Origin of the sequence: Arthrobacter rhombi (genome assembly GCF_039526245.1) — a bacterium.
GTDB classification, from domain to species: Bacteria; Actinomycetota; Actinomycetes; order Actinomycetales; family Micrococcaceae; genus Arthrobacter_H; species Arthrobacter_H rhombi.
On the sequence record NZ_BAAAIV010000016.1, the window covers coordinates 40,379 to 60,560 of the forward strand.

A 20,182-nucleotide genomic window follows, 5' to 3' on the forward strand; every position below is an offset into this window, starting at 1 on the left:
CCCCATGGTGGACCCGGACGTGACCACGCTCACGCTTGCGTTCATATTGTTCACACCGGGCCCCGGCGTGGGAAACTGGACGTTGGAATCCGAGGAGGACCTGCATGGCAGCGACGGCACATCCGGCGACGGCGCCGCGGGGCACGTATTCGCTGGCGACCCGGCTGTTCCTCGTCCAGCTCCTGCTCGTTGCCCTGGTCACCGCAGCGTTGAGCGCGACCAGCTACGCCACCTCACAGGCCAGGGCCCATGAGGCCACGGCGGACCGGGTGCTCAGCATCGCCGAGACCCTGGCCAATGATCCCTTTGTCGCCTCCGCCGTCTCCTCCCCCGACCCGGCCAGCCGGCTACAGCCCTACGCACTGAAGGTCAATGCCATGGCCCACGTGGACTTCGTGACCATCATGGCCCCGGACCGGACCCGCTTCACCCACCCCAACGCCGAACAGCTCGGCAAGCCCTACATCGGCAGCATCGACCAGGCCCTGCACGGGCAGAGCCAGATCGAGGAGTACATCGGCACGTTGGGCCCCTCGGTGCGGGCCATCACGCCGGTGTTCGACGGCGATGGCCGGGTCATCGCCATGGTCGCCGTCGGCGTCACCCTCCAGACCCTGTCCCTGACCCAGGCAGCAGCCCTGCCGGCGATCCTCTGGGTCGCGCTGGCCGCCGTCGCCCTCGGGGGCATCGGGGCCTGGTTGCTCAGCCGCTACCTGCGCCGGGTCACGCTCGGCTACGGTCCGGAGGAACTGCGCAGCCTCTTCGCCTACTACGATTCGGCGTTGCACTCACTGCGTGAAGGCCTGGTGCTGGTCGATGACAAGGGCCGCTTGGTGCTCTACAACGACCAGGCAGCGGACCTGTTGGGGCTCCCGCCGGCCGGCGCCCTGAAGCCCGCACCGGTCACCTCCCTGGGCCTGCCGGAGAGCGTCGCCGACCTCTTCGCCTCCGGCCGCAGGGCAGCCGATGAGATCCACCTGACCCGGGACCGCATCCTGGTGATCAGCCAACAGCGGGCTGCCCAACCGGACACCGGGCCCACCGCCCGTTTCCCGTTCCGCTGGGCACCGTCATTGCGTCGCGGCGCGGGGTCGGCCCGCGCCACGGCTCGTTCCCTGGGGTCGGTGGCGACCCTGCGCGACCACACCGAATTGCAGGCGTTGACCGGGGAACTGGAGTCCATGAAGACGCTCTCCGAGGCCCTGCGCGCCCAGACGCACGAGCACGCCAACCGGCTGCACACCGTGGCCACGATGATCGAACTCGGTCGGGAACGCGAGGCACTGGACTTCGCGGTCCAGGACCGCCAGGAATCGCAACGGCTCACCGATGAGTTCGTGCAGTCCATCGACGAGCCGTTTTTGACGGCGCTGATGATCGGCAAGGCAGCCCAGGCGCACGAACGGGGGATCCGGCTGACGATGACGGCCAATGGCGAGTTGCCGCCCGGTTCGCTGGATGCCCGGGACCTGGTCACGGTGACCGGGAACCTGCTGGACAACGCGTTCGACGCCGCCGCGAGTTCCGAGCTGCGCAGTGTGTGGGCGGATTTCTCCGCGGCGGATGGCCAGCTGATCATCTCCGTCGCCGATTCGGGTCCCGGGGTGGACACCGAACACCTGGAGGAGATCTTCCGGCTCGGGGGTTCCTCCAAGGCCTCCGGATCCTCCCCGGGTGGGAGGGGACTCGGCCTGGCCCTGGTGCGGCAGGCCGTGGCCCGGTTGAACGGTACGCTCGACGTTGAATCAGACGGCGGGGCGATCTTCACCGTCACCTTGCCCCTGCTGCCCCAGCCGCCGGGCAGCCGTGAACCCGGAGGAGCCCTCGATGGCCGCTGAGCGCGACCTGCGTGTGCTGATCGTCGACGACGAGCCCCTCACCGCCGCGGCCCACGCTGATTACGTGCGCCGCGTCCCCGGCTACGTGGTCGACTCCGTGGTGCTCACCGGCCATGAGGCCCTCGCCCGGCTCGAGGAGGCCGCGGGCGGTGACGCCCCGGTGGACCTGGTGCTGCTGGACATGAACCTGACCGATCTGCACGGCCTGGACGTCGCCCGGCGGATCCGCGGCCGCGGCCACCCCGTGGACATCATGGCCATCACCGCGGTCCGGGACCTGTATGTGGTCAAGACCGCGCTGTCCGCCGGGGTCACCCAATACCTGATCAAGCCGTTCACGTTCGCCGTCTTCCGCGAGAAGCTGGAGAACCACCGCAGGTTCCGGCTGAACCTCTCCGACGACGGCGGGACGGCGACGCAGGCATCGATCGACAGCGCACTGGCAGCCCTGCGGACCGTGGGGCCGACCCGGCTGCCCAAGGGCCTCCTCGAGGAGACACTGGCGGCCATCTCCCACGAGCTGCAGTCCACCGACGGGGCGCTGTCCGCGACCGAGGTCGCCGAGCGGCTGGAGCTCTCCCGGGTGACGGCCCGTCGCTACCTGGAGTACCTCGCCGGTCTGGACCAGGCGCTCAAGACGCCCCGGCACGGAACGCCGGGGCGGCCGGAGTACGAATACCGCTGGAGGTAGCCCCGCCGGGGTTCAGGAGACGCGCAGGAACGGCAGCAGCGCGTCGATGACTGCCGGGTCCTCGATGGTCGAGGGCACGGAATAGGCCTTGCCGTCGGCGATCTGGCGCATGGTCTTGCGCAGGATCTTGCCCGAGCGGGTCTTCGGCAGGGCCTCCACGACGCGGACCTGGCGGAAATCGGCCACCGGGCCGATACGCTCACGGACCAGCGCCACCAGCTCCGCGGCCAGCTGTTCCTCGCTGGTGTCCACCCCGGATTTCAACACCACGAAGCCGCACGCCCGCTGCCCCTTGAGTTCATCGGCCACCCCGATCACCGCACATTCGGCCACCGCTGCATGGGATCCCAGCACCTGTTCGATGGCCCCGGTGGAGAGCCGGTGTCCGGCCACGTTGATCACGTCATCGGTGCGGCCCATGACGAAGAGGTAGCCCTCCTCGTCCAGGTAGCCGGAGTCCCCGGTCGCGTAGAAGCCCGGGAACTGCTCGAGGTAGGCGGTGCGGTAGCGTTCGTCGTTGCCCCACAGGGTGCGCAGCGCACCGGGCGGCAGCGGAAGCTCCAGCACGATGTTGCCCTCCTCCCCCGCACCCACCGGCTCGCCGAGGGCATCGAGGATCCTCGTGTGGTAGCCCGGCACCGGGACCGTCGGGGACCCCGCCTTGATCGGCAGGGCCTCCAGTCCCAGTGGATTGGCCGCGATCGGCCACCCGGTCTCGGTCTGCCACCAGTTGTCCACCACCGGCACCCCGAGCACCCGGCCGGCCCAGTCGAAGGTATCGGGGTCCAACCGCTCCCCGGCCACGAAGAGTGCCCGCAACGCAGAGGTGTCATGGTCCGCGAGCAATCCGGCCTCGGGGTCGGCCTTGCGGATGGCGCGCAAAGCCGTCGGGGCGGTGAACATGACATCGACGTCGTGCTCGGCCAGGACGCGCCAGAACGCACCGGCGTCGGGGGTGCCCACCGGTTTGCCCTCGTAGAGCACGGTGGTGGCTCCGGCGATCAGCGGTCCGTAGACGATGTAGGAATGCCCCACGACCCACCCGACATCGGAGGCGGTGAACATGGTGTCCCCGGCCTCGATCCCATAGATGTTGCGCATCGACCAGGCCATGGCCACCGTGTAGCCCCCGGTGTCGCGGACCACACCCTTCGGCGCACCGGTCGTCCCGGAGGTGTAGAGCACGTACAGCGGGTCCCCCGCGGCCAGGTCGACGGCATCGGCCGGTTCGGCCCCGGCAGCCAGTTCGTCCCAGTCGTGCCATCCTGCGGGCGTCCCGCCGAACTCCGCACGATCATGTTGGAAACCCTCGCGATGATGCACGACGACGGTGTCCACTCGGTGCGCGGCGGTCGCCACCGCTTCGGCTACTGCCGGAAGGTACTCCACGCGCCGCGCCGGCTCGATGCCGCCGGTGGACGTGATGATCGCCTGCGGACGGCAGTCGTTGATGCGTGCCGCCAGCTCCTTGGCGGCGAACCCACCGAAGACCACCGAGTGCACCGCCCCGATCCTGGCGCACGCCAGCATGGCGATGACTGCCTGCGGGATCATCGGCAGGTACAGGATGACCCGGTCCCCCGTCTCGATCCCGAGGCCACGCAGGACGCCGGCGAAGCGGGAGACCTCATCCAGCAGTTCGGCATAGCTGTAGCTGCGCGTGGTACCGAGCACCGCCGAATCGTAGATGAGTGCCGCCTGGTCCCCGCGCCCGGCGGCGACGTGGCGGTCCAGGGCGTTGACCGTGAGATTGAGCCGCCCATCGGGATACCAGCCGTAGAGCGGGGCCCGGGAGTCGTCGATTCCGTGGGTCGGTGCCGTATTCCAGTCCACCAGGCGGGCGGCTTCGAGCCAGAATGCCGCGGGGTCCTCGGTGCTGGCAGCATAGGTTTCTCGGTAATCCATGGTCATGGCAACTCCCACATCGTCGGGCAAGTACAGGCCCACTCTATGGTCTACCTCACAGCCCCTCAAGCCCTTTGTATACACAAATCTGACTTCTGGCAGCAAAACCCCGAAGTCGAGGCGGACATCTGGCCTCTTTCCCGTTCGCGTGTATACACTGACCGTATGAAGGCAAGCGATAAGGCCTATGCGGCACTGCGGCGGGACATCGTCGCGTGGGCGCTGCCGCCGGGGACCGTGCTGGGCGAGGTGGAACAGGCCGAACGCCTGGGCGTTTCCCGTACCCCACTGCGCGAGGCACTCTCCCGCCTGACCGCCGACGGCCTGGCCGTCGCCCAACGGGGCCGGGGCGTCGTCGTTTCCGATGTCTCGCTTGACCACGTGGACGACCTCTTCGCCCTCCGCCGCGCCTTGGAAACCGAGGCGGCGCGCGGCGCGGCCCTCGCCGGGCGCCCCGGCCCCTTCCAGGAACTGGCACAGCGGTTCGACGATGCTTCCCAGGCCCTGGCGTCGGCCATCGAACGCACCGACTACTACCAGTTGGCCGGTGAATTGGACCAGGCCATCGATGACAGCGCCGCCAACCCGTATCTGTGCCAGGCCCTCACCGGACTGCGCGTGCACCTCGCGCGGCTGCGCCGCCTCTCCCACGATGACCCGCAACGCCTGCGCGCCTCGGCCCGCGAACACGCCCAGCTGGCCCGGGCCATCGCCTCAGGGGACCCGACACTCGCCGCCGCGGCGACAGTACTCCACCTGCACAACAGCCTTGACCACATCAGATCCCATGCCCTACCGAAAGAGGCCATCGCATGATCAACCACCACGTCCGCGTCTACCGTTCCGAGGAAAACCTGCCCCGCGAGGAGCAGCTGGCCCACAAGATCGCCACTGTTGCCGCCGACCCGGTGGCGGTGTCCGCCGAGGTCACCGACATGGTGATCAACCGCGTGATCGACAACGCCTCGGTGGCCATCGCCTCGCTGAACCGCGGCCCCATCGTCGCCGCACGCTCCCAGGCCCTCGCCCACGCCCCGAGCTCCGGTGGTGCCGGGGCCTCGGTGTTCGGCATCACCGAGAAGGTCTCCCCCGAGTGGGCCGCCTGGGCCAACGGGGTGGCCGTCCGCGAGCTGGATTACCACGACACCTTCCTGGCCGCCGAGTACTCCCACCCGGGTGACAACATCCCCCCGATCCTTGCCGTCGCCCAGCACACCGGGGCCTCCGGCGCCGACCTGGTGCGCGCCATCGCCACCGGCTACGAGATCCAGGTGGACCTGGTGAAGGCCATCTGCCTGCACGCTCACAAGATCGACCACGTCGCCCACCTGGGCCCCTCGGCCGCCGCCGGCATCGGCACCCTGCTCGGACTCGATGTGGAGACCATCTTCCAGTCCGTCGGCCAGGGACTGCACACCACGACGGCGACCCGCCAGTCGCGCAAGGGCGAGATCTCCACCTGGAAGGCCCATGCCCCCGCTTTTGCCGGCAAGATGGCCGTCGAGGCAGCCGACCGCGCCATGCGCGGGCAGACCTCCCCCGTGCCGATCTACGAGGGCGAAGACGGGGTCATCGCCTGGATGCTCGACGGTCCCGATGCCTCCTACGAGGTCCCGCTTCCGGAGGCCGGCGAAGCCAAGCGCGCCATCCTGGACACCTATACGAAGGAACACTCCGCCGAGTACCAGGCCCAGGCGTGGATCGACCTGGCCCGCAAGCTGCACGGCGAGCACCCCGAGGCAACTGACCCGGCCAATGTGGAAAGCGTGCGCATCAAGACCAGCCACCACACCCACTTCGTCATCGGCTCCGGGGCCAACGACCCGCAGAAGTACGATCCCACCGCCTCCCGCGAGACGCTGGACCACTCGATCCCGTACATCTTCACGGTGGCCCTGCAGGATGGCGCCTGGCACCACGTGGATTCCTACTCCCCCGAGCGGGCCGGCCGCGCCGACACCGTCGGGTTGTGGCACAAGGTCACCACGGAGGAGGACGCCGAATGGACCCGGCGCTACCACTCGCTGGACATCGCAGAGAAGGCCTTCGGCGGGTCCGTGGAGATCACCCTGAAGGACGGAACGGTCATCACCGATGAGATCGCCGTCGCCGACGCGCACCCGCTCGGCGCCCGCCCCTTCGCCCGGGAGCAGTACATCAACAAATTCCGCACCCTGGCCCAGGACCTCGTGGCCCCGGAGGAGATCGAGCGTTTCATCGCAGCCGCCGAGCGCCTGCCCGAGCTGGCCGGCGGCGAGCTGGACCAGCTGAACATCGTCGCGGCCCCCGGGATCATCGACGCCGCTTCCGCACCGAAGGGACTGTTCTAGATGTTGTATTCAACCGCCACCCCCGAGGCCAAGCGGCGCACCCTGCGCGAGCTGCTGGTTCCGGGAACCGCACGCCAGTTTCCCGGTGCCTTCAACCCGCTCTCGGCACGTCTCATCGGCGAAAAGGGGTTCGACGGCGTCTACATCTCCGGCGCGGTGCTCGCCAATGACCTCGGGTTGCCCGATGTCGGGCTGACGACCTTGACCGAGGTCGCCAGCCGGGCCGGGCAGATCGCCCGGATGACCGATCTGCCGGCCATCGTCGACGCGGATACGGGATTCGGCGAGCCGATGAACGTGGCCCGCACCATCCAGGAACTGGAGAACGCCGGTTTGGCGGGCTGCCACATCGAGGACCAGTTCAACCCCAAACGGTGCGGGCACCTCGACGGGAAGAACGTCGTGGAGCTGGACACCATGGTCAAGCGCATCGCCGCAGCCGCAGATGCCCGCCGGGATCCGAATTTCCTGATCATGGCACGCACCGATGTCCGGGCGGTCGACGGGCTCGACGCCGCCATCGACCGGGCCAAGGCCCTGGTGGATGCAGGTGCCGACGCCATCTTCCCCGAGGCCATGCGTGATGTCTCGGAGTTCGAGGCCGTGTGCAGCGCAGTGGACGTACCGGTGCTGGCCAACATGACCGAGTTCGGCAAATCCGAGCTCTTCACCCGCACGGACCTGGCCGACGCCGGCGTCGCCCTGGTGATCTATCCGGTGACCCTGCTGCGCAGCGCCATGGGCGCCGCCGAACGCGTGCTCGATGCCATCGGGGCCGACGGCACCCAGGAAAGCCAGGTCCCCCAGATGCTGACGCGGGCCCGGTTGTATGATCTGGTGGACTACGAGGCCTACAACCGCTTCGATACCGGGATCTTCAATTTCCAGGTTCCCGGGCTCGACATCGACGGCAATAACGCACACCTGACATCGGGTTCAAAGGAGCACCAATCATGAGCGAAAACGAAACCGACATCAAGAAGGGCCTGGCCGGCGTCGTCGTCGACTACACGGCAGTCTCCAAGGTCAATCCCGACACGAACTCACTGCTCTACCGCGGGTACCCGGTCCAGGACCTGGCAGCGTCCAAGAGCTTCGAGGAAGTGGCGCTGCTGTTGTGGACCGGTGAGCTGCCCAGCGACGACGAGCTGAAGGAGTTCGTCGCCTACGAGCGGGCGAACCGTGCCCTGGAAGACAACGTGAAGGCAGCCATCGACCTGCTGCCGGTGGACTGCCACCCCATGGACGTGGCCCGCACCGCGGTGTCGGTGCTCGGCGCCAACCACCCGCTGGCCGAGGACTCCTCCCCGGAGGCGGAGCTGGAGAAGGCCAAGTCGCTGTTGGCCCGCTTCCCGGCAGTCGTCGCCTACGACCAGCGCCGCCGCCGGAAGCAGGAGCTGGTCGAACCGCGCGAGGATCTGGACTACTCGCAGAACTTCTTGTGGATGACCAACGGCGAGGAGGCAGCGCCCGAGGTCGTGGACGCGTTCCGGGTCTCGATGGTCCTCTACGCCGAGCACTCGTTCAACGCCTCCACGTTCACCGCACGCGTCATCACCTCGACGCTCTCGGACCTGCACTCGGCCATCGTCGGGGCCATCGGTGCCTTGAAGGGACCGCTGCATGGCGGGGCCAACGAGGCGGTCATGCACACTTTCGAGGAGATCGGCATCCGCACGGACGAATCCCGCGAGGATGCCGCGGCCCGCGCCAAGAAGTGGATGGAGGAAGCCCTGGCAGCGAAGAAGAAGGTCATGGGCTTCGGCCACCGCGTGTACAAGAACGGTGACTCCCGCGTGCCCACCATGAAGGCAGCGTTGGATGCGATGATCGCGTACTTCGGCCGTGACGAGATCCTGGGCCTCTACGATGGCCTCGAGTCGGCCATGGCCGAGGCGAAGAACATCAAGCCCAACCTGGACTACCCGGCCGGGCCGACGTACCACCTGATGGGCTTCGACACCCAGATGTTCACCCCGTTGTTCATCGCCTCGCGGATTTCCGGCTGGACAGCACACATCATGGAGCAGCGTGCCAACAATGCGCTGATCCGCCCGCTCTCGGCCTACAACGGTCCGGAGCAGCGCTCGTTCTAGGGGCGTCCACCACCCCACCGGCACCACAGCGCACGGCGCCCGCGGCATCCCGCCGCGGGCGTCTTCGCGTTCAGCGGCGCGGGATGGCGCGGTAGCTGGCCACGGAGAGGTTGTCCTCGGCGAGCACCACCTCGGCGTCCAGTTCCCTGCCGTGCAGCAACGGCGTGAGCCAGCGCGGGGAGTCCTCCCACATCTGGGCCAGCGGCAGCCGGTCCACCGGATGCCAGGACGGCGAGAGTTCCGCGGTCCGCCGGGCCGTCCCGGTGGCAACGGGGGCCCGGAACACCGTGCAATACATGTCGGACGCCGGGCTGGCCGGGAAGATGAAGCGGATGGTCGCGATCCCCCGCAGGCTGGACGGGTCCACGTGGAGCCCCGTTTCCTCGGCCAGCTCGCGGGCTGCCGCCTCGGCCGGCCCCTCCCCCGGTTCGATCTTCCCGCCGGGCAGCACGAACTTCCCGTGTCCGAATCCGCGCAGCTTATGTCCGAGCAGGACCTCCCGGCGATCGGCCGGCCCGCGTTGGAGCAGGCACAGGACGACGGCGGTGCCCAGCTGGCCGGCTTCGGCGGACTCAGGCACGGGCCCGCGGATGCGCCGAGGCATAGACCTCGCGCAAGGTCTGGGCGTTGAGCATGGTGTAGACCTGCGTGGTGGTCACCGACGCGTGGCCCAGCAGTTCCTGCACCACGCGGACGTCGGCACCGCCTTCCAGCAGGTGGGTGGCGAAGGAGTGGCGCAGGGTGTGGGGGGACACGTCCTTGCCGATGCCCGAACGCCCAGCTGCCGCCTTGAGGACGGACCAGGCCGACTGCCGGCTCAGGCGTCCTCCCCTCAGATTCAGGAACAGGGCAGGTGTCCCCTGGCCCTTGACGGCCATTCCCGGGCGTCCCCGCACCAGATAGGCCTCCAGGGCGGCTGCCGCGTAGGATCCCAGCGGCACGATGCGCTCCTTGGACCCCTTGCCGAAGAGCCGCACCACGGCTGGACCATCGGCGGGACGCTCCAGGTGCAGGTCATCGACGTCGAGTCCGACCGCTTCGCTGATACGTGCCCCGGTGGAGTAGAGGAACTCCAGCAGTGCCCGGTCACGCAGTCCCGCCTCGGTGTCGGTGGGAACCGACTCGAGGATGGCGGCGACCTCGGCGACGCTGATGGCCTTGGGCAGGCGCTGTCCGGCAGCCGGAGGGTGCAGGTCGGCAGCCGGGTTGTCAGTGGTCAGCCCCTCCAGGGCCCAGAAACGGTGAAGTCCGCGCACGGCAACGATGCAACGCGCGGCGGACCGGGCACTGAGTTCAGCACCGCCGTCGGACCCGTCGCGCAGGGATTGCGCGAAGGCGGTGAGGTGGTGGCGGGTGATGGCTGTCGCCGAGCCGACCTCCTGCGTGGCCAGGAACTGCGCGTAACGCTGCAGGTCACGGCGGTAGGCGGAGACCGTGTTGGCAGCCATCCCCCGTTCGACGGCTACATGCTGGAGGTAGGCGGCCACTTCGCGGGCCAACGGTCCGGGAACCTCGACCGGTCCCTCCGCGGAGGAGGGTTCCGGTGTCACGGCCGTGGACATCTGCTCACCGGCCCTCTACCCGTCCGCGGAACGGTGGCGGGGATGCGCGGTCCAGGCGGAATCGGCGGGGCGCAGGTCGGCATACCCGTTGGCCCGGGCAGCAGCGACGGCCAGCACCCCGGCCACGGCCGAGGGGTTGTGGATCCGGCCTCCCAGGACGGCCTGCACGGCCTCCTCCAGCGGCACCCACGCCCACTGCATTTCCGCCTCTTCCTCCGTGCGCTCGAAGCGCTCGTGCTCGGGGACGTCGTGCGGCTCCCGGGCGAGGTAGATGCGCAGCGCCTCGCTGGAGGAACCGGGGGAATTGAAGATCTCGGTCAGCACGTCCCAGCGCCCGGCCGTCAGGTCCGCTTCCTCGGCCAGTTCGCGGGCTGCGGCGTCCCGCGGATCCTCCCCGGCCACGTCAAGCAGGCCGGCCGGGATCTCCCACAGCATCATGCCCACCGGGTGGCGGTATTGGCGCACCAGCAGGACCCGGTCCTGCGCGTCGAGGACCAGGATGGCCACGGCGCCGGGATGGTTGATGTAGTCGCGGACCAGCGGCTGAGCCCCGGCGGACAGCTCGAAGGTGTCCTGCACGACGTCCCAGATGCGCCCGTCGTACACCGATTCGGAGTGGAGCACGCGGCGCGGGCTGGGTTCGTCGCCCAGCCCGGCGCCGTGTGGACCGTGGAGGGTCATGACCTACCGTCCGGCCTTCTGGTGCTCCAGCCCTGCCTTGATCAGCCCGATGAAGAGCGGATGCGGGCGGGTCGGGCGCGAGCTGAGCTCCGGGTGCGCCTGCGTCGAGACGTAGTACGGGTGCTGCGAGGCCGGAAGTTCGACGAATTCGACGAGCTTGCCGTCCGGTGAGGTCCCGGAGAAGACCAGCCCGGCTTCCTCGAGCTGCGCCCGGTAGGCGTTGTTGACCTCGTAACGGTGGCGGTGGCGCTCGGCCACCTGGGTGGTCCCGTAGGTCCCGGCCACGACGGTGCCTTCGCCCAGGGTGGCGTCATAGAGGCCCAACCGCATCGTGCCGCCCAGGTCTCCCTTGCCGGCGACGATGTCCTCCTGCTCGGCCATCGTGGCGATGACCGGGTTCTGGGAGTCCGGCTCGAATTCGGTGGAGGAGGCATCATCCAGACCGGCGACATTGCGGGCGTATTCGATGACCATCGACTGCAGGCCCAGGCACAGGCCCAACGTCGGCAGGCCGGTTTCCCGGGCGAACTTCAGGGCGCCCAGCTTGCCGTCGAGGCCGCGGATGCCGAACCCACCGGGTACGCAGATCGCGTCGACGCCGCGCAGGGCCTTCTTCGCCCCGGCTTCGGTGGCGCACTCGTCCGAGGGGACCCAGCGGATGTTGACCCGGGTCTCGTTGGCGAATCCGCCGGCACGCAGGGCCTCGGTGACCGAGAGGTAGGCGTCCGGCAGGTCGATGTACTTGCCGACCAGGGCCACCTCGAGCTCGTGGTCCGGGTGGTGCACGGCGTGCAGCAGACGGGTCCACTGGGTCCAGTCGACGTCCTTGAACTTCAGGCCCAGGGACTGCACGATATGGGCGTCAAGTCCCTGGTCGTGGATGATCACCGGGATGTCGTAGATGCTCGGGGCATCCGCACAGTTGATGACCGCTTCGGGGTCGACGTCGCAGGTGCGTCCGAGCTTTTCCCGCATTTCATCGGGGATCTCGCGGTCGGAGCGAATCACCAGGGCATCCGGCTGGATGCCGATGGACCGCAGGGCTGCCACGGAGTGCTGGGTCGGCTTGGTCTTGAGCTCATGTGAGGGGCCGATGTAGGGAACCAGCGACACGTGGACGAAGAACACGTTGCCGCGACCGACATCCTGGCGTACCTGGCGGGCCGATTCGAGGAACGGCTGGGATTCGATGTCGCCGACGGTGCCACCGATCTCGGTGATGATCACATCGGGGGCGTTCTCCGCCTCGGACGGCAACCGCATCCGGCGCTTGATCTCGTCGGTGATATGCGGGATGACCTGGACGGTATCGCCGAGGTAGTCACCACGGCGTTCCTTCTCGATGACCCGGGAGTAGACCTGTCCGGTGGTCACGTTGGCCGACCCGTCGAGGTTCTCGTCGAGGAAGCGCTCGTAATGGCCGATATCGAGGTCGGTTTCCGAGCCGTCGTCGGTCACGAAGACCTCACCGTGCTGGAAGGGGTTCATCGTGCCGGGATCCACGTTGAGATAGGGATCCAGTTTTTGCATCGTCACCGTGAGGCCACGTGCTCGCAGAAGGTGACCGAGGCTGGAGGCCGTCAGTCCCTTCCCGAGGGACGAAGCCACACCACCGGTGACAAAAATCTGCTTGGTAGTTTCGGACCGGGACTTGGAAATTGTTCGCTGCACCACGGAATTCGAGCCTATCATCTATTCGCCGGACGGGTTGTGGCCACTCTACTGCCCGGACCGGGCTCCCTGGTCCTCGGGGACTGGGACACCACGGCCCGCTGGGCCCTATGTTGCCAGTTCCGACATGGCCTGGCGCGCCGTTTCGAGGAGTTCCTCGGCATGGGCTTGGGCCGTGTCGGAGTGCTCCTGGCCGGCCAGCATGCGAGCCAACTCACGTACGCGGTCGGCGTCGTCGAGTCTGAGCACATCACTGGCGGTGAAGCCCGCGCCATCCTGCGCGTGGGCATCGGAGTTCTTGATCACCCGGATATGGCGTTGGGCGTAGGCGGCCACCTGGGGCAGGTGGGTCACCACGATCACCTGGACGTGCCGGGCAAGCATGGCCAGCCGTTTGCCGATCTCCACCGCTGCCTTGCCGCCCACGCCCGAGTCGACCTCGTCGAAGACGAACGTCGGCACCGGGTCGGTTTCGGCGAGGACCACCTCGATGGCCAGCATCACGCGGGACAGCTCGCCACCGGAGGCACCCTTTCCCAGGGGTCGCGGGGCGCTTCCCGCGTGGGGCTGGAGCAGCATGGCGATGGAGTCGGCTCCGTGGCGGGCCGGCTCCTCAAGGGGCCCGACCTCCACGACGAACCGGGCGTCGGGCATGGCCAGCGCAGCCAGTTCGTCGCTGACGCGTTCCGAGAGCCGGGCCGCCGCTGCGGTCCGCAGTGTGGTCAACGTCGTCGCCTGTTGGCGCAGACGCTCCTCCAGGCCCTCCAGCTGGGCGCTGAGGGCCTCGACGCGGCCCGAGTCGTCCTGCAGGTCCATATGGCGTCGGCGGGCCGTCTCGGTCCAGCTGATGACCTCGTCGATGGTGGGCGCGTATTTGCGGATGAGCTGGTTCAACGCAGCACGGCGTTCCTCGACCTCGGCCAGCCGGCCGGGCCCGTCACCGTCCAGGCGGGCCAGGTAGCTGCCCAGCTCCATGGTCACGTCGGCCACGAGGATGCCGATCTCGTTGACCCGGGCCCCCAGGGCCTGCAATTCCGGATCGTCGTCGGCGACCATCTCGAGGGATCGTTTCGCGGTTTCAACCAAGCCGACGGCGTTGGGGTCCTCGCTGAACTCATCCCCCGTGAGCGCCCCATGGGCCGTCACCGCCGCCGAGCGCAGGCCCTCGACGTTCGAGAGCTTCTGCGCTTCGGCCTTGAGTTCATCGTCCTCGCCGGGCCGGGGGTCGACGGCGTCGATCTCCTCGAGGGCCAGCTGCAGCGATTCCGCTTCCCTGACCCGTTCGCGTGCCGCCGAGGTGATCTCCTCGAGTTCGGCGGCCACCGCCTTCCAGCTGTCGTAGGTCTTCTGGTAGGCGGTCCGTGCCGTGGCCAGCTCGGGACCGCCGAACTTGTCGAGGGACCCCCGTTGGGCGATGGCGCTGCGCAGGCGCAACTGGTCGCTCTGGCCATGCACGGCCACCAGATGCGAGCCGAGCTCGGAGAGCAATCCCACCGGGGCCGACGTTCCGCCGACCGCAGCCCGGCTGCGCCCTTCCGCGCTGAGGATGCGTGCGAGGATCAACTCGGCGGCGCCGTCGTTCTCCTCCACGATGGCTCCGCTTTCCTCGGCGCGTGCCAAGGCGGGGCTGCCGGACGGCAGCCGCAGGGTGGCTTCGGCGACCGCCTGTTTGGCTCCATGACGGACGGCGCCGGCGTCGGCACGGTTGCCCAGGAGCAGCCCCAACGCGGTGACGACCATGGTCTTGCCGGCACCGGTCTCGCCGGTCACGACGGTGAATCCCGGATCCAGCTCCAAGGTGGCCCGGGTGATGACGCCGAGGTCCGATATCCGGATCTCCTCGATCATGGGTGCTGCTCCGTCTCCGGGCGCGGCTGGAAGTGGCGGGGCTCGACGACCTGCAGTGGTGGATCGATGATCGGCAACGCGGAGGTCTCGGCGTCGCGGTGGACCTCGGAAACGGGGCCGCGCCAGCCGCTGGTGGGCAACTCGAACTTTCGCACCAGCCGTTCGCTGAAGGGGGTGCGGTTCACCCGGGCCAGGCGCACGGGCTTCGAGGAACGGGTGACCTCGACGCGGGCACCGGGCGGCAGTTCCAGCGTGCGCCGTCCATCGCACCACAGCACGCCGGAGGCGTCGGTGCGGGAGAGCAGCTCGATGGCCATGGTGGAGGTCGGGGCCACCACCAGCGGCTTGGCGAAGAGGGCGTGGGCCGAGATGGGCACCATGATCAGCGCCTCCACCCCGGGCCAGACCACCGGTCCCCCGGCGGAGAACGCGTAGGCCGTCGACCCGGTCGGGGTGGCCATGACGATCCCGTCGCAGCCGAAGGTGCTGATGGGCCGGCCGTCGACTTCCATGACGACCTCGATCATGCGTTCGCGGTTGGCCTTCTCCACGGCGGCCTCGTTCAGCGCCCAGGTGTGGGAGATGCGCCGGTTGCCGAGCCAGACCTGCACGTCGATGGCCATGCGCTCCTCGACGACGTAGTGCCGGTTCACGACCCAGTCGACGGTCTGGCGCAGGTCGGCCCGCTCGCTCTCGGCCAGGAAGCCGACGTGGCCGAGGTTGACGCCGAGCAGGGGTACTGCGGAGTCCCGGACCATTTCCGCGGCCCGCAGCACCGTTCCATCCCCACCCAGGACCATGCCCAGGTCGATGTCGCTGAGTTCGACGTCCTCGCCCAGGATCTGCACCTCGAGGCTCTTGCCGTCGGGGGCGTTGCGCAGGTTGCGCACCTCATCGCGACGCATGACGGGAACAAGCCCGGAGTCACGCAGCCGAAGACAGGTGTCCAACGCGGCACGGAGCGCATCATCCCGCCCGGTGTGCGCCAGGACCAGTATTCGTCTCATGCGTTCCTTCCCTTGTGGACCTACTTCACCGTAGACGAAAGTATGTTCGAACCGCGCCCCGGACACGGGACTTCCGCGAGAACGGGACCTGTTTCAAGAATAGTCAATATCGGCCAGTCGGGCGGCGTCGGTTTCGGATTGTGGGTAATCGGCGGATCCAGCGGCCTCCAACCGAAGGAAGAACTCCACGTTGCCGTCCTGGCCGGGCAAGGGACTCCGGGCCAATCCGGCCAGCCGCAAACCCGCTTCGGCTGCGGAGCGCACGACACCGGTGACGGCGGACCGCCGCAGCTCGGCACTGCCCACGACGCCGGTGCGCCCCAGATTGTCCCGGCCCACCTCGAATTGGGGCTTGACCATCAGGACCAGGTCACCGGTGGGCCGGGTCACCGCTGCCAGTGCACCGACGACGAGGCGCAGGGAGATGAAGGACAGGTCCGCGACCACGAGGTCGACGTCACCGCCGACCATCGCCGGCGTCAGGTGACGCACGTTCATCCCCTCGTGGACCACGACGCGGGGGTCATTGCGGATCGTTTCGACCAGTTGGCCGTGTCCGACGTCGACGGCGAGGACTGCCGCGGCTCCGCGTCGCAGCAACACCTCGGTGAAGCCACCGGTGGACGCGCCGGCGTCCAGGCATCGCCGTCCGGCGACCTCGATGTCGCTGAACACGTCGAGCGCTCCGGCCAGCTTGTGGCCGGCCCGGCTGACATATTCCTCATCGGTGCTCTCCTGGACCGCAAGGCGCTGGTCCTCCCCCACCTGCTTGGCGGCACGACTCACCGTCAGGCCATCGAGGCTGATACGTCCGGCCGCGATGAGCTTCGCGGCGTGGGTGCGTGAACGCGCCAACCCGCGGGAGACAAGTTCCTGGTCGAGCCGGCTCATGCGTCCGCGGGATCCTCGTCGAGGACCCGACGGAGTCCGTCGTGGAGGGCCGCGTAGACGGCCTGGTGTTCCCCGGGGGGCAACGAGCCCAGGGCATCCAGGGCCTCGAGTTGCGCGTCGACGGCTGCGTCGCCGGTGGGGCCGGGACCGGAGAGGTCCTGCTGGTCATCCACGATGTTCCTCCTCGCTACGGGCCGGTGGTGATGGCACCGGATGGTGACCTAGGAGCTGAAGTTGAGCTCCGGCGTCGTGCTTCCGGATTCCTGCGGGTGGGCGTACCACCAGGCGCAGCAGGCAGCGCGCCAGGCGTCCAGATCCGCTCGCGAACCGGTCACCGTGATCGTGTTGCCCTCGACGCCGGCGCGTGCTTCGCCACAGACAATCTGCTTGCCGGTGGCCCTGACGACAGGATAGTCGCCGAAGAGTTCCGCCAGCGTTCCCAGGATGTACCGCGGCCGCTGGTCCGATGGTGCCCCCAGCACGGCAGTCGCATCGTCGACACCGGTGAACACGACGGCGGTGGCGAATCCTGCGCGGTTTCCCCCGAGGATGTCAGTGTCCAGCCGGTCCCCGACCACCAGCGGCCGGGACGCCTCGAGCTGTTCCGCTGCGACGTGGAAGAGCAAGGGCTCCGGTTTGCCGGCCACGATCGGGCGGCTCCCGGTGGCCGTGGCGACCGCCGCGACCAGGGAGCCATTGCCGGGGGCGATGCCCCGGGCCCGCGGAATGGTCATGTCGGTGTTCGTTGCCACCCAGGTCGCCCCGCCGTTGATGGCGTGGGCAGCCTCGGCGAGGTCCCTCCAGTTCACGTCGGGGTCGAACCCCTGGATGACAGCTGCGGGTGCTTCCTCCGCCGACTCGGCCAGCGTCAGCCCACGGGCGACGACGCAGTCACGCAGATAGGCGCTCCCCACCACCAGGACCTTGCTCCTGGCAGGGATCCGCTCGGCGAGCAGATCCGCGCCGGCGTCGGCGGAACCGAAGACGTTTCCCGCATCTGCCGGGGCGCCGAGCTGGCGGATGTGCCGGGCGACAACTTCAGGGGAACGGGAGGCATTGTTGGTGATGTACGCCAATTCGACGCCGACGCCGGCCAGGCGCCCCAGGGCCTCGGGGGCCCCGGGGATGGCGTCCGGGCCGGCGTAGACGACTCCATCCAGATCGGAGAGGAGGGCGTCGAAGGCGGAGATCAGCATGGTGGAAGCTGACCCCTACTTATCCGTCTCGAACGGGTTCGAAAGCCCGTCCGGAGCGGTCGTGGGGGCCGAATCCTCGCTGTCGACGTCGGTGACAGCCTCCGTCGGCAGTTCCGAAGGCACATCGGTGCCGTCAGCGACCGGCGCCTCGTCTGACGTTTCGACGTCGGCATCTACGTCGGCATCTGCATCTGCATCGGCATCAGCATCGGCATCGGCATCGGCATCGGCATCGGCATCGACGTCATCATCGGCAGAAGCCTCGGACTCATCCGACGCGTCCTCCCCTGCTGCCTCAGAGTCCGCGTCGTTGACGAGGTCACGTGCCCGCGGCCTGCCGCTGGGTGCTTCCTCATCGTCTTCGTCCTCACCGAGGTCCATGATGTCCGGATCAGAGAATTCACCGACGCCCAGGGCACGCTCGGCCAAGGAGATCTGGCGCCGCCAGAGCTCGGCCTCGCCGTTCTTGCCCAGTGCGTCGAGGGCGATCGCGTACGCCTCGAACAACCGAGGGCTGAAGGAGAAGGCCCGGTTGATGTCCAGCTGCGGGATCTGCAATTCCGCGAGTGCGGCTTCCCGATTGCCCAGATCCGCCTGCGCGCCGGAGGCAACAATGGCCATCTCCACACGCCCTGGGGTATCGAGGGTCTCCGCTTCTTCACTGTGCGCGGTCTCGAGGGCCTTTTCCGGCTTGCCCAAACCGCGCTCGCAATCCGCCATCACGGGCAAGTGGATGTTTGAACCACTAATGCGACGGAAGGTGCGGAATTCACGGAGCGCCTCGGCATAGTTACCTGCCGTGTAGGCGGTCAGGCCCACTGCTTCACGCACCACGGCGACGCGGCCTCCACGACGGCTTGCTGCCATGGCATGTTCGTAGGCGACCTCGGGATCGATGTCGATCAGTCGGCCGGCCATCACCAGGTGCTTCGCTACCCAGTCAAAGTTCTTCTCGTCCAGGTACCGCAGCTCAGCGCGCGTGATCCGGTCCAGTTCCTTGCCCGTGACATCCGGGTCAATCTCCGGCGAACGCGGACGATCAGCGCGGTTGGAAACGCGCAGGTCAGCAGGATTGTGCGCGGGACGTTCGCCTTCCTCCAAGCCGGGGAAGTTGCGACGTGTGTCATCACCCGTGTTCAGATCGTGCGAACGCCGATCCTCGGTCCGGCCGCGATAGGGGCCATCATTGCGCTGGGGCTTGCCACGGAAGCCACCCTCGGAACGCTCCGGCTTGCCACGGAAGCCGCCTTCACGACGATCGTTTCCACCACGGAAACCGCCCTCGGAACGCTCCGGCTTGCCACGGAAGCCACCCTCATTGCGGTCGTTGTTCCCGCGGTAGCCGCCTTCACGACGGTCATTTCCACCACGGAAACCGCCCTCGGAACGCTCCGGCTTGCCACGGAAGCCACCCTCGTTACGGTCGCTGTTCCCGCGGTAGCCACCTTCACGACGGTCATTTCCACCACGGAAACCGCCCTCGGAACGCTCCGGCTTGCCACGGAAGCCACCCTCATTGCGGTCGTTGTTCCCGCGGTAGCCGCCTTCACGACGGTCGCTTCCACCACGGAAACCACCCTCGGAACGCTCCGGCTTGCCACGGAAGCCACCCTCATTGCGGTCGCTGTTCCCGCGGTAGCCACCTTCACGACGGTCGCTTCCACCACGGAAACCACCCTCGGAACGCTCCGGCTTGCCACGGAAGCCACCTTCACGACGGTCATTTCCACCACGGAAACCACCCTCGGAACGCTCCGCCTTGCCACGGAAACCACCCTCGGAACGCTCCGGCTTGCCACGGAAGCCACCCTCGTTACGGTCGCTGTTCCCGCGGTAGCCGCCTTCACGACGGTCGTTTCCACCACGGAAACCACCCTCGGAACGCTCCGGCTTGCCACGGAAGCCACCCTCATTGCGGTCGTTGTTCCCGCGGTAGCCGCCTTCACGACGGTCGTTTCCACCACGGAAACCACCCTCGGAACGCTCCGGCTTGCCACGGAAGCCACCCTCGTTACGGTCATTGTTCCCGCGGTAGCCGCCTTCACGACGGTCGTTTCCACCACGGAAACCACCTTCGTTACGGTCATTGCCACCACGGAAACCGCCCTCGCGACGGTCTCGGTCGTTGGATCCGGTGCGCTTGGACTTGTCGTCCCGCGGCCCTCGGAAATTATTGCGTTCGTCAGCCACGGTGGCCGTTCCTCTCTGAGATCCGGCCGGGCCGCATCTGGGTTACATCTTGGGTGCCCCGGGAATTGTCCCAGGGGCTTCTTAAGCTCATTCAATCTTAGACGAGTCACCACAATCGCACGTGCCGCGGATCTACCACGGCTGCCAGAGCGGGTTCGCCTGTTAACGAGTTGAGGCCCTCAACCAGGGGCTGAGGGCCTCAACTTCTAAAAATGGTCCGGCGGCGTCCTACTCTCCCACACCCTCCCGAGTGCAGTACCATCGGCGCTGTGGGTC

18 protein-coding genes are annotated in these 20,182 nt (G+C 68.0%); 7 read left to right on the forward strand and 11 right to left on the reverse strand.

The genetic code is table 11. From position 1 onward, the window contains the following. The first annotated feature begins 104 nt into the window (after positions 1 to 104). A complete protein-coding gene (locus ABD088_RS14040) occupies positions 105 to 1,838 on the forward strand; it encodes an ATP-binding protein (RefSeq protein ID WP_343902579.1) in 1,734 nt (577 codons plus the stop codon). Continuing rightward, positions 1,828 to 2,529: a response regulator gene (locus tag ABD088_RS14045; protein ID WP_343902580.1), complete on the forward strand. Its 702-nt coding sequence runs from the start codon at positions 1,828 to 1,830 to the stop codon at positions 2,527 to 2,529. Before ABD088_RS14040 ends, ABD088_RS14045 begins: the two co-directional genes overlap by 11 nt. Positions 2,530 to 2,541: 12 nt before the next feature. Here ABD088_RS14045 and ABD088_RS14050 read toward each other — a convergent pair whose 3' ends face one another. Then, on the reverse strand, positions 2,542 to 4,440 hold the full coding sequence (locus tag ABD088_RS14050; protein WP_343902581.1) for an AMP-binding protein: 1,899 nt from the start codon (positions 4,438 to 4,440) through the stop codon (positions 2,542 to 2,544). 159 nt (positions 4,441 to 4,599) lie between these two features. Here ABD088_RS14050 and ABD088_RS14055 point away from each other — a divergent pair, with 159 nt between their 5' ends. From ABD088_RS14055 to ABD088_RS14070, 4 genes are read left to right on the forward strand one after another with little or no spacing between them, the layout of a single operon-like run. Then, on the forward strand, positions 4,600 to 5,250 hold the full coding sequence (locus ABD088_RS14055; protein WP_343902582.1) for a GntR family transcriptional regulator: 651 nt from the start codon (positions 4,600 to 4,602) through the stop codon (positions 5,248 to 5,250). Beyond that, a complete protein-coding gene (locus ABD088_RS14060; RefSeq protein WP_343902583.1) occupies positions 5,247 to 6,764 on the forward strand; it encodes an MmgE/PrpD family protein in 1,518 nt (505 codons plus the stop codon). The genes ABD088_RS14055 and ABD088_RS14060 overlap by 4 nt, the downstream gene beginning before the upstream one ends. Beyond that, positions 6,765 to 7,721 (forward strand): methylisocitrate lyase, encoded by a 957-nt coding sequence (gene prpB / locus ABD088_RS14065; RefSeq protein WP_343902584.1) that lies wholly within the window; start codon positions 6,765 to 6,767, stop codon positions 7,719 to 7,721. It abuts the gene before it with no gap. Then, positions 7,718 to 8,860 carry a bifunctional 2-methylcitrate synthase/citrate synthase gene (locus tag ABD088_RS14070; RefSeq protein WP_343902585.1) on the forward strand — a complete coding sequence of 381 codons (1,143 nt, stop codon included), beginning with the start codon at positions 7,718 to 7,720 and terminating at the stop codon, positions 8,858 to 8,860. Before prpB ends, ABD088_RS14070 begins: the two co-directional genes overlap by 4 nt. Before the next feature lie 70 nt (positions 8,861 to 8,930). On the opposite strand, the gene ABD088_RS14075 is transcribed toward ABD088_RS14070, so the two are convergent. From ABD088_RS14075 to ABD088_RS14120, 10 genes are all read right to left on the reverse strand, one after another. Then, a complete protein-coding gene (locus ABD088_RS14075; protein WP_343902586.1) occupies positions 8,931 to 9,440 on the reverse strand; it encodes an NUDIX domain-containing protein in 510 nt (169 codons plus the stop codon). Beyond that, positions 9,433 to 10,422, reverse strand: a complete 990-nt coding sequence (gene xerD, locus ABD088_RS14080) for a site-specific tyrosine recombinase XerD (RefSeq protein ID WP_343902587.1) — start codon at positions 10,420 to 10,422, stop codon at positions 9,433 to 9,435. Before xerD ends, ABD088_RS14075 begins: the two co-directional genes overlap by 8 nt. Positions 10,423 to 10,437: 15 nt before the next feature. Next, positions 10,438 to 11,103 carry an NUDIX domain-containing protein gene (locus ABD088_RS14085; protein WP_343902588.1) on the reverse strand — a complete coding sequence of 222 codons (666 nt, stop codon included), beginning with the start codon at positions 11,101 to 11,103 and terminating at the stop codon, positions 10,438 to 10,440. Between the two features lie 3 nt (positions 11,104 to 11,106). Next, positions 11,107 to 12,795 carry a CTP synthase gene (gene pyrG, locus ABD088_RS14090; RefSeq protein WP_343902589.1) on the reverse strand — a complete coding sequence of 563 codons (1,689 nt, stop codon included), beginning with the start codon at positions 12,793 to 12,795 and terminating at the stop codon, positions 11,107 to 11,109. 87 nt (positions 12,796 to 12,882) lie between these two features. Then, positions 12,883 to 14,622 (reverse strand): DNA repair protein RecN, encoded by a 1,740-nt coding sequence (gene recN / locus ABD088_RS14095; protein ID WP_343902590.1) that lies wholly within the window; start codon positions 14,620 to 14,622, stop codon positions 12,883 to 12,885. Then, entirely contained in the window at positions 14,619 to 15,629 is a 1,011-nt protein-coding gene (locus ABD088_RS14100; protein WP_343902591.1) for an NAD kinase, read from the reverse strand. Before ABD088_RS14100 ends, recN begins: the two co-directional genes overlap by 4 nt. A 93-nt stretch (positions 15,630 to 15,722) precedes the next feature. Beyond that, complete coding sequence (locus tag ABD088_RS14105; RefSeq protein ID WP_343902592.1) at positions 15,723 to 16,520, reverse strand: TlyA family RNA methyltransferase; 798 nt, start codon at positions 16,518 to 16,520, stop codon at positions 15,723 to 15,725. Continuing rightward, positions 16,517 to 16,693, reverse strand: a complete 177-nt coding sequence (locus ABD088_RS14110) for a hypothetical protein (protein WP_343902593.1) — start codon at positions 16,691 to 16,693, stop codon at positions 16,517 to 16,519. The genes ABD088_RS14105 and ABD088_RS14110 overlap by 4 nt, the downstream gene beginning before the upstream one ends. A 48-nt stretch (positions 16,694 to 16,741) precedes the next feature. Further along, positions 16,742 to 17,716 carry an HAD-IIA family hydrolase gene (locus ABD088_RS14115; RefSeq protein WP_343902594.1) on the reverse strand — a complete coding sequence of 325 codons (975 nt, stop codon included), beginning with the start codon at positions 17,714 to 17,716 and terminating at the stop codon, positions 16,742 to 16,744. Between the two features lie 15 nt (positions 17,717 to 17,731). After that, a complete protein-coding gene (locus ABD088_RS14120) occupies positions 17,732 to 18,634 on the reverse strand; it encodes a tetratricopeptide repeat protein (RefSeq protein WP_343902595.1) in 903 nt (300 codons plus the stop codon). On the opposite strand from ABD088_RS14120, the gene ABD088_RS14125 reads away from it, so the two are divergent. Beyond that, positions 18,587 to 20,080: a hypothetical protein gene (locus ABD088_RS14125; protein WP_343902596.1), complete on the forward strand. Its 1,494-nt coding sequence runs from the start codon at positions 18,587 to 18,589 to the stop codon at positions 20,078 to 20,080. The genes ABD088_RS14120 and ABD088_RS14125 overlap by 48 nt on opposite strands. The last annotated feature ends 102 nt before the right edge of the window (positions 20,081 to 20,182 follow it).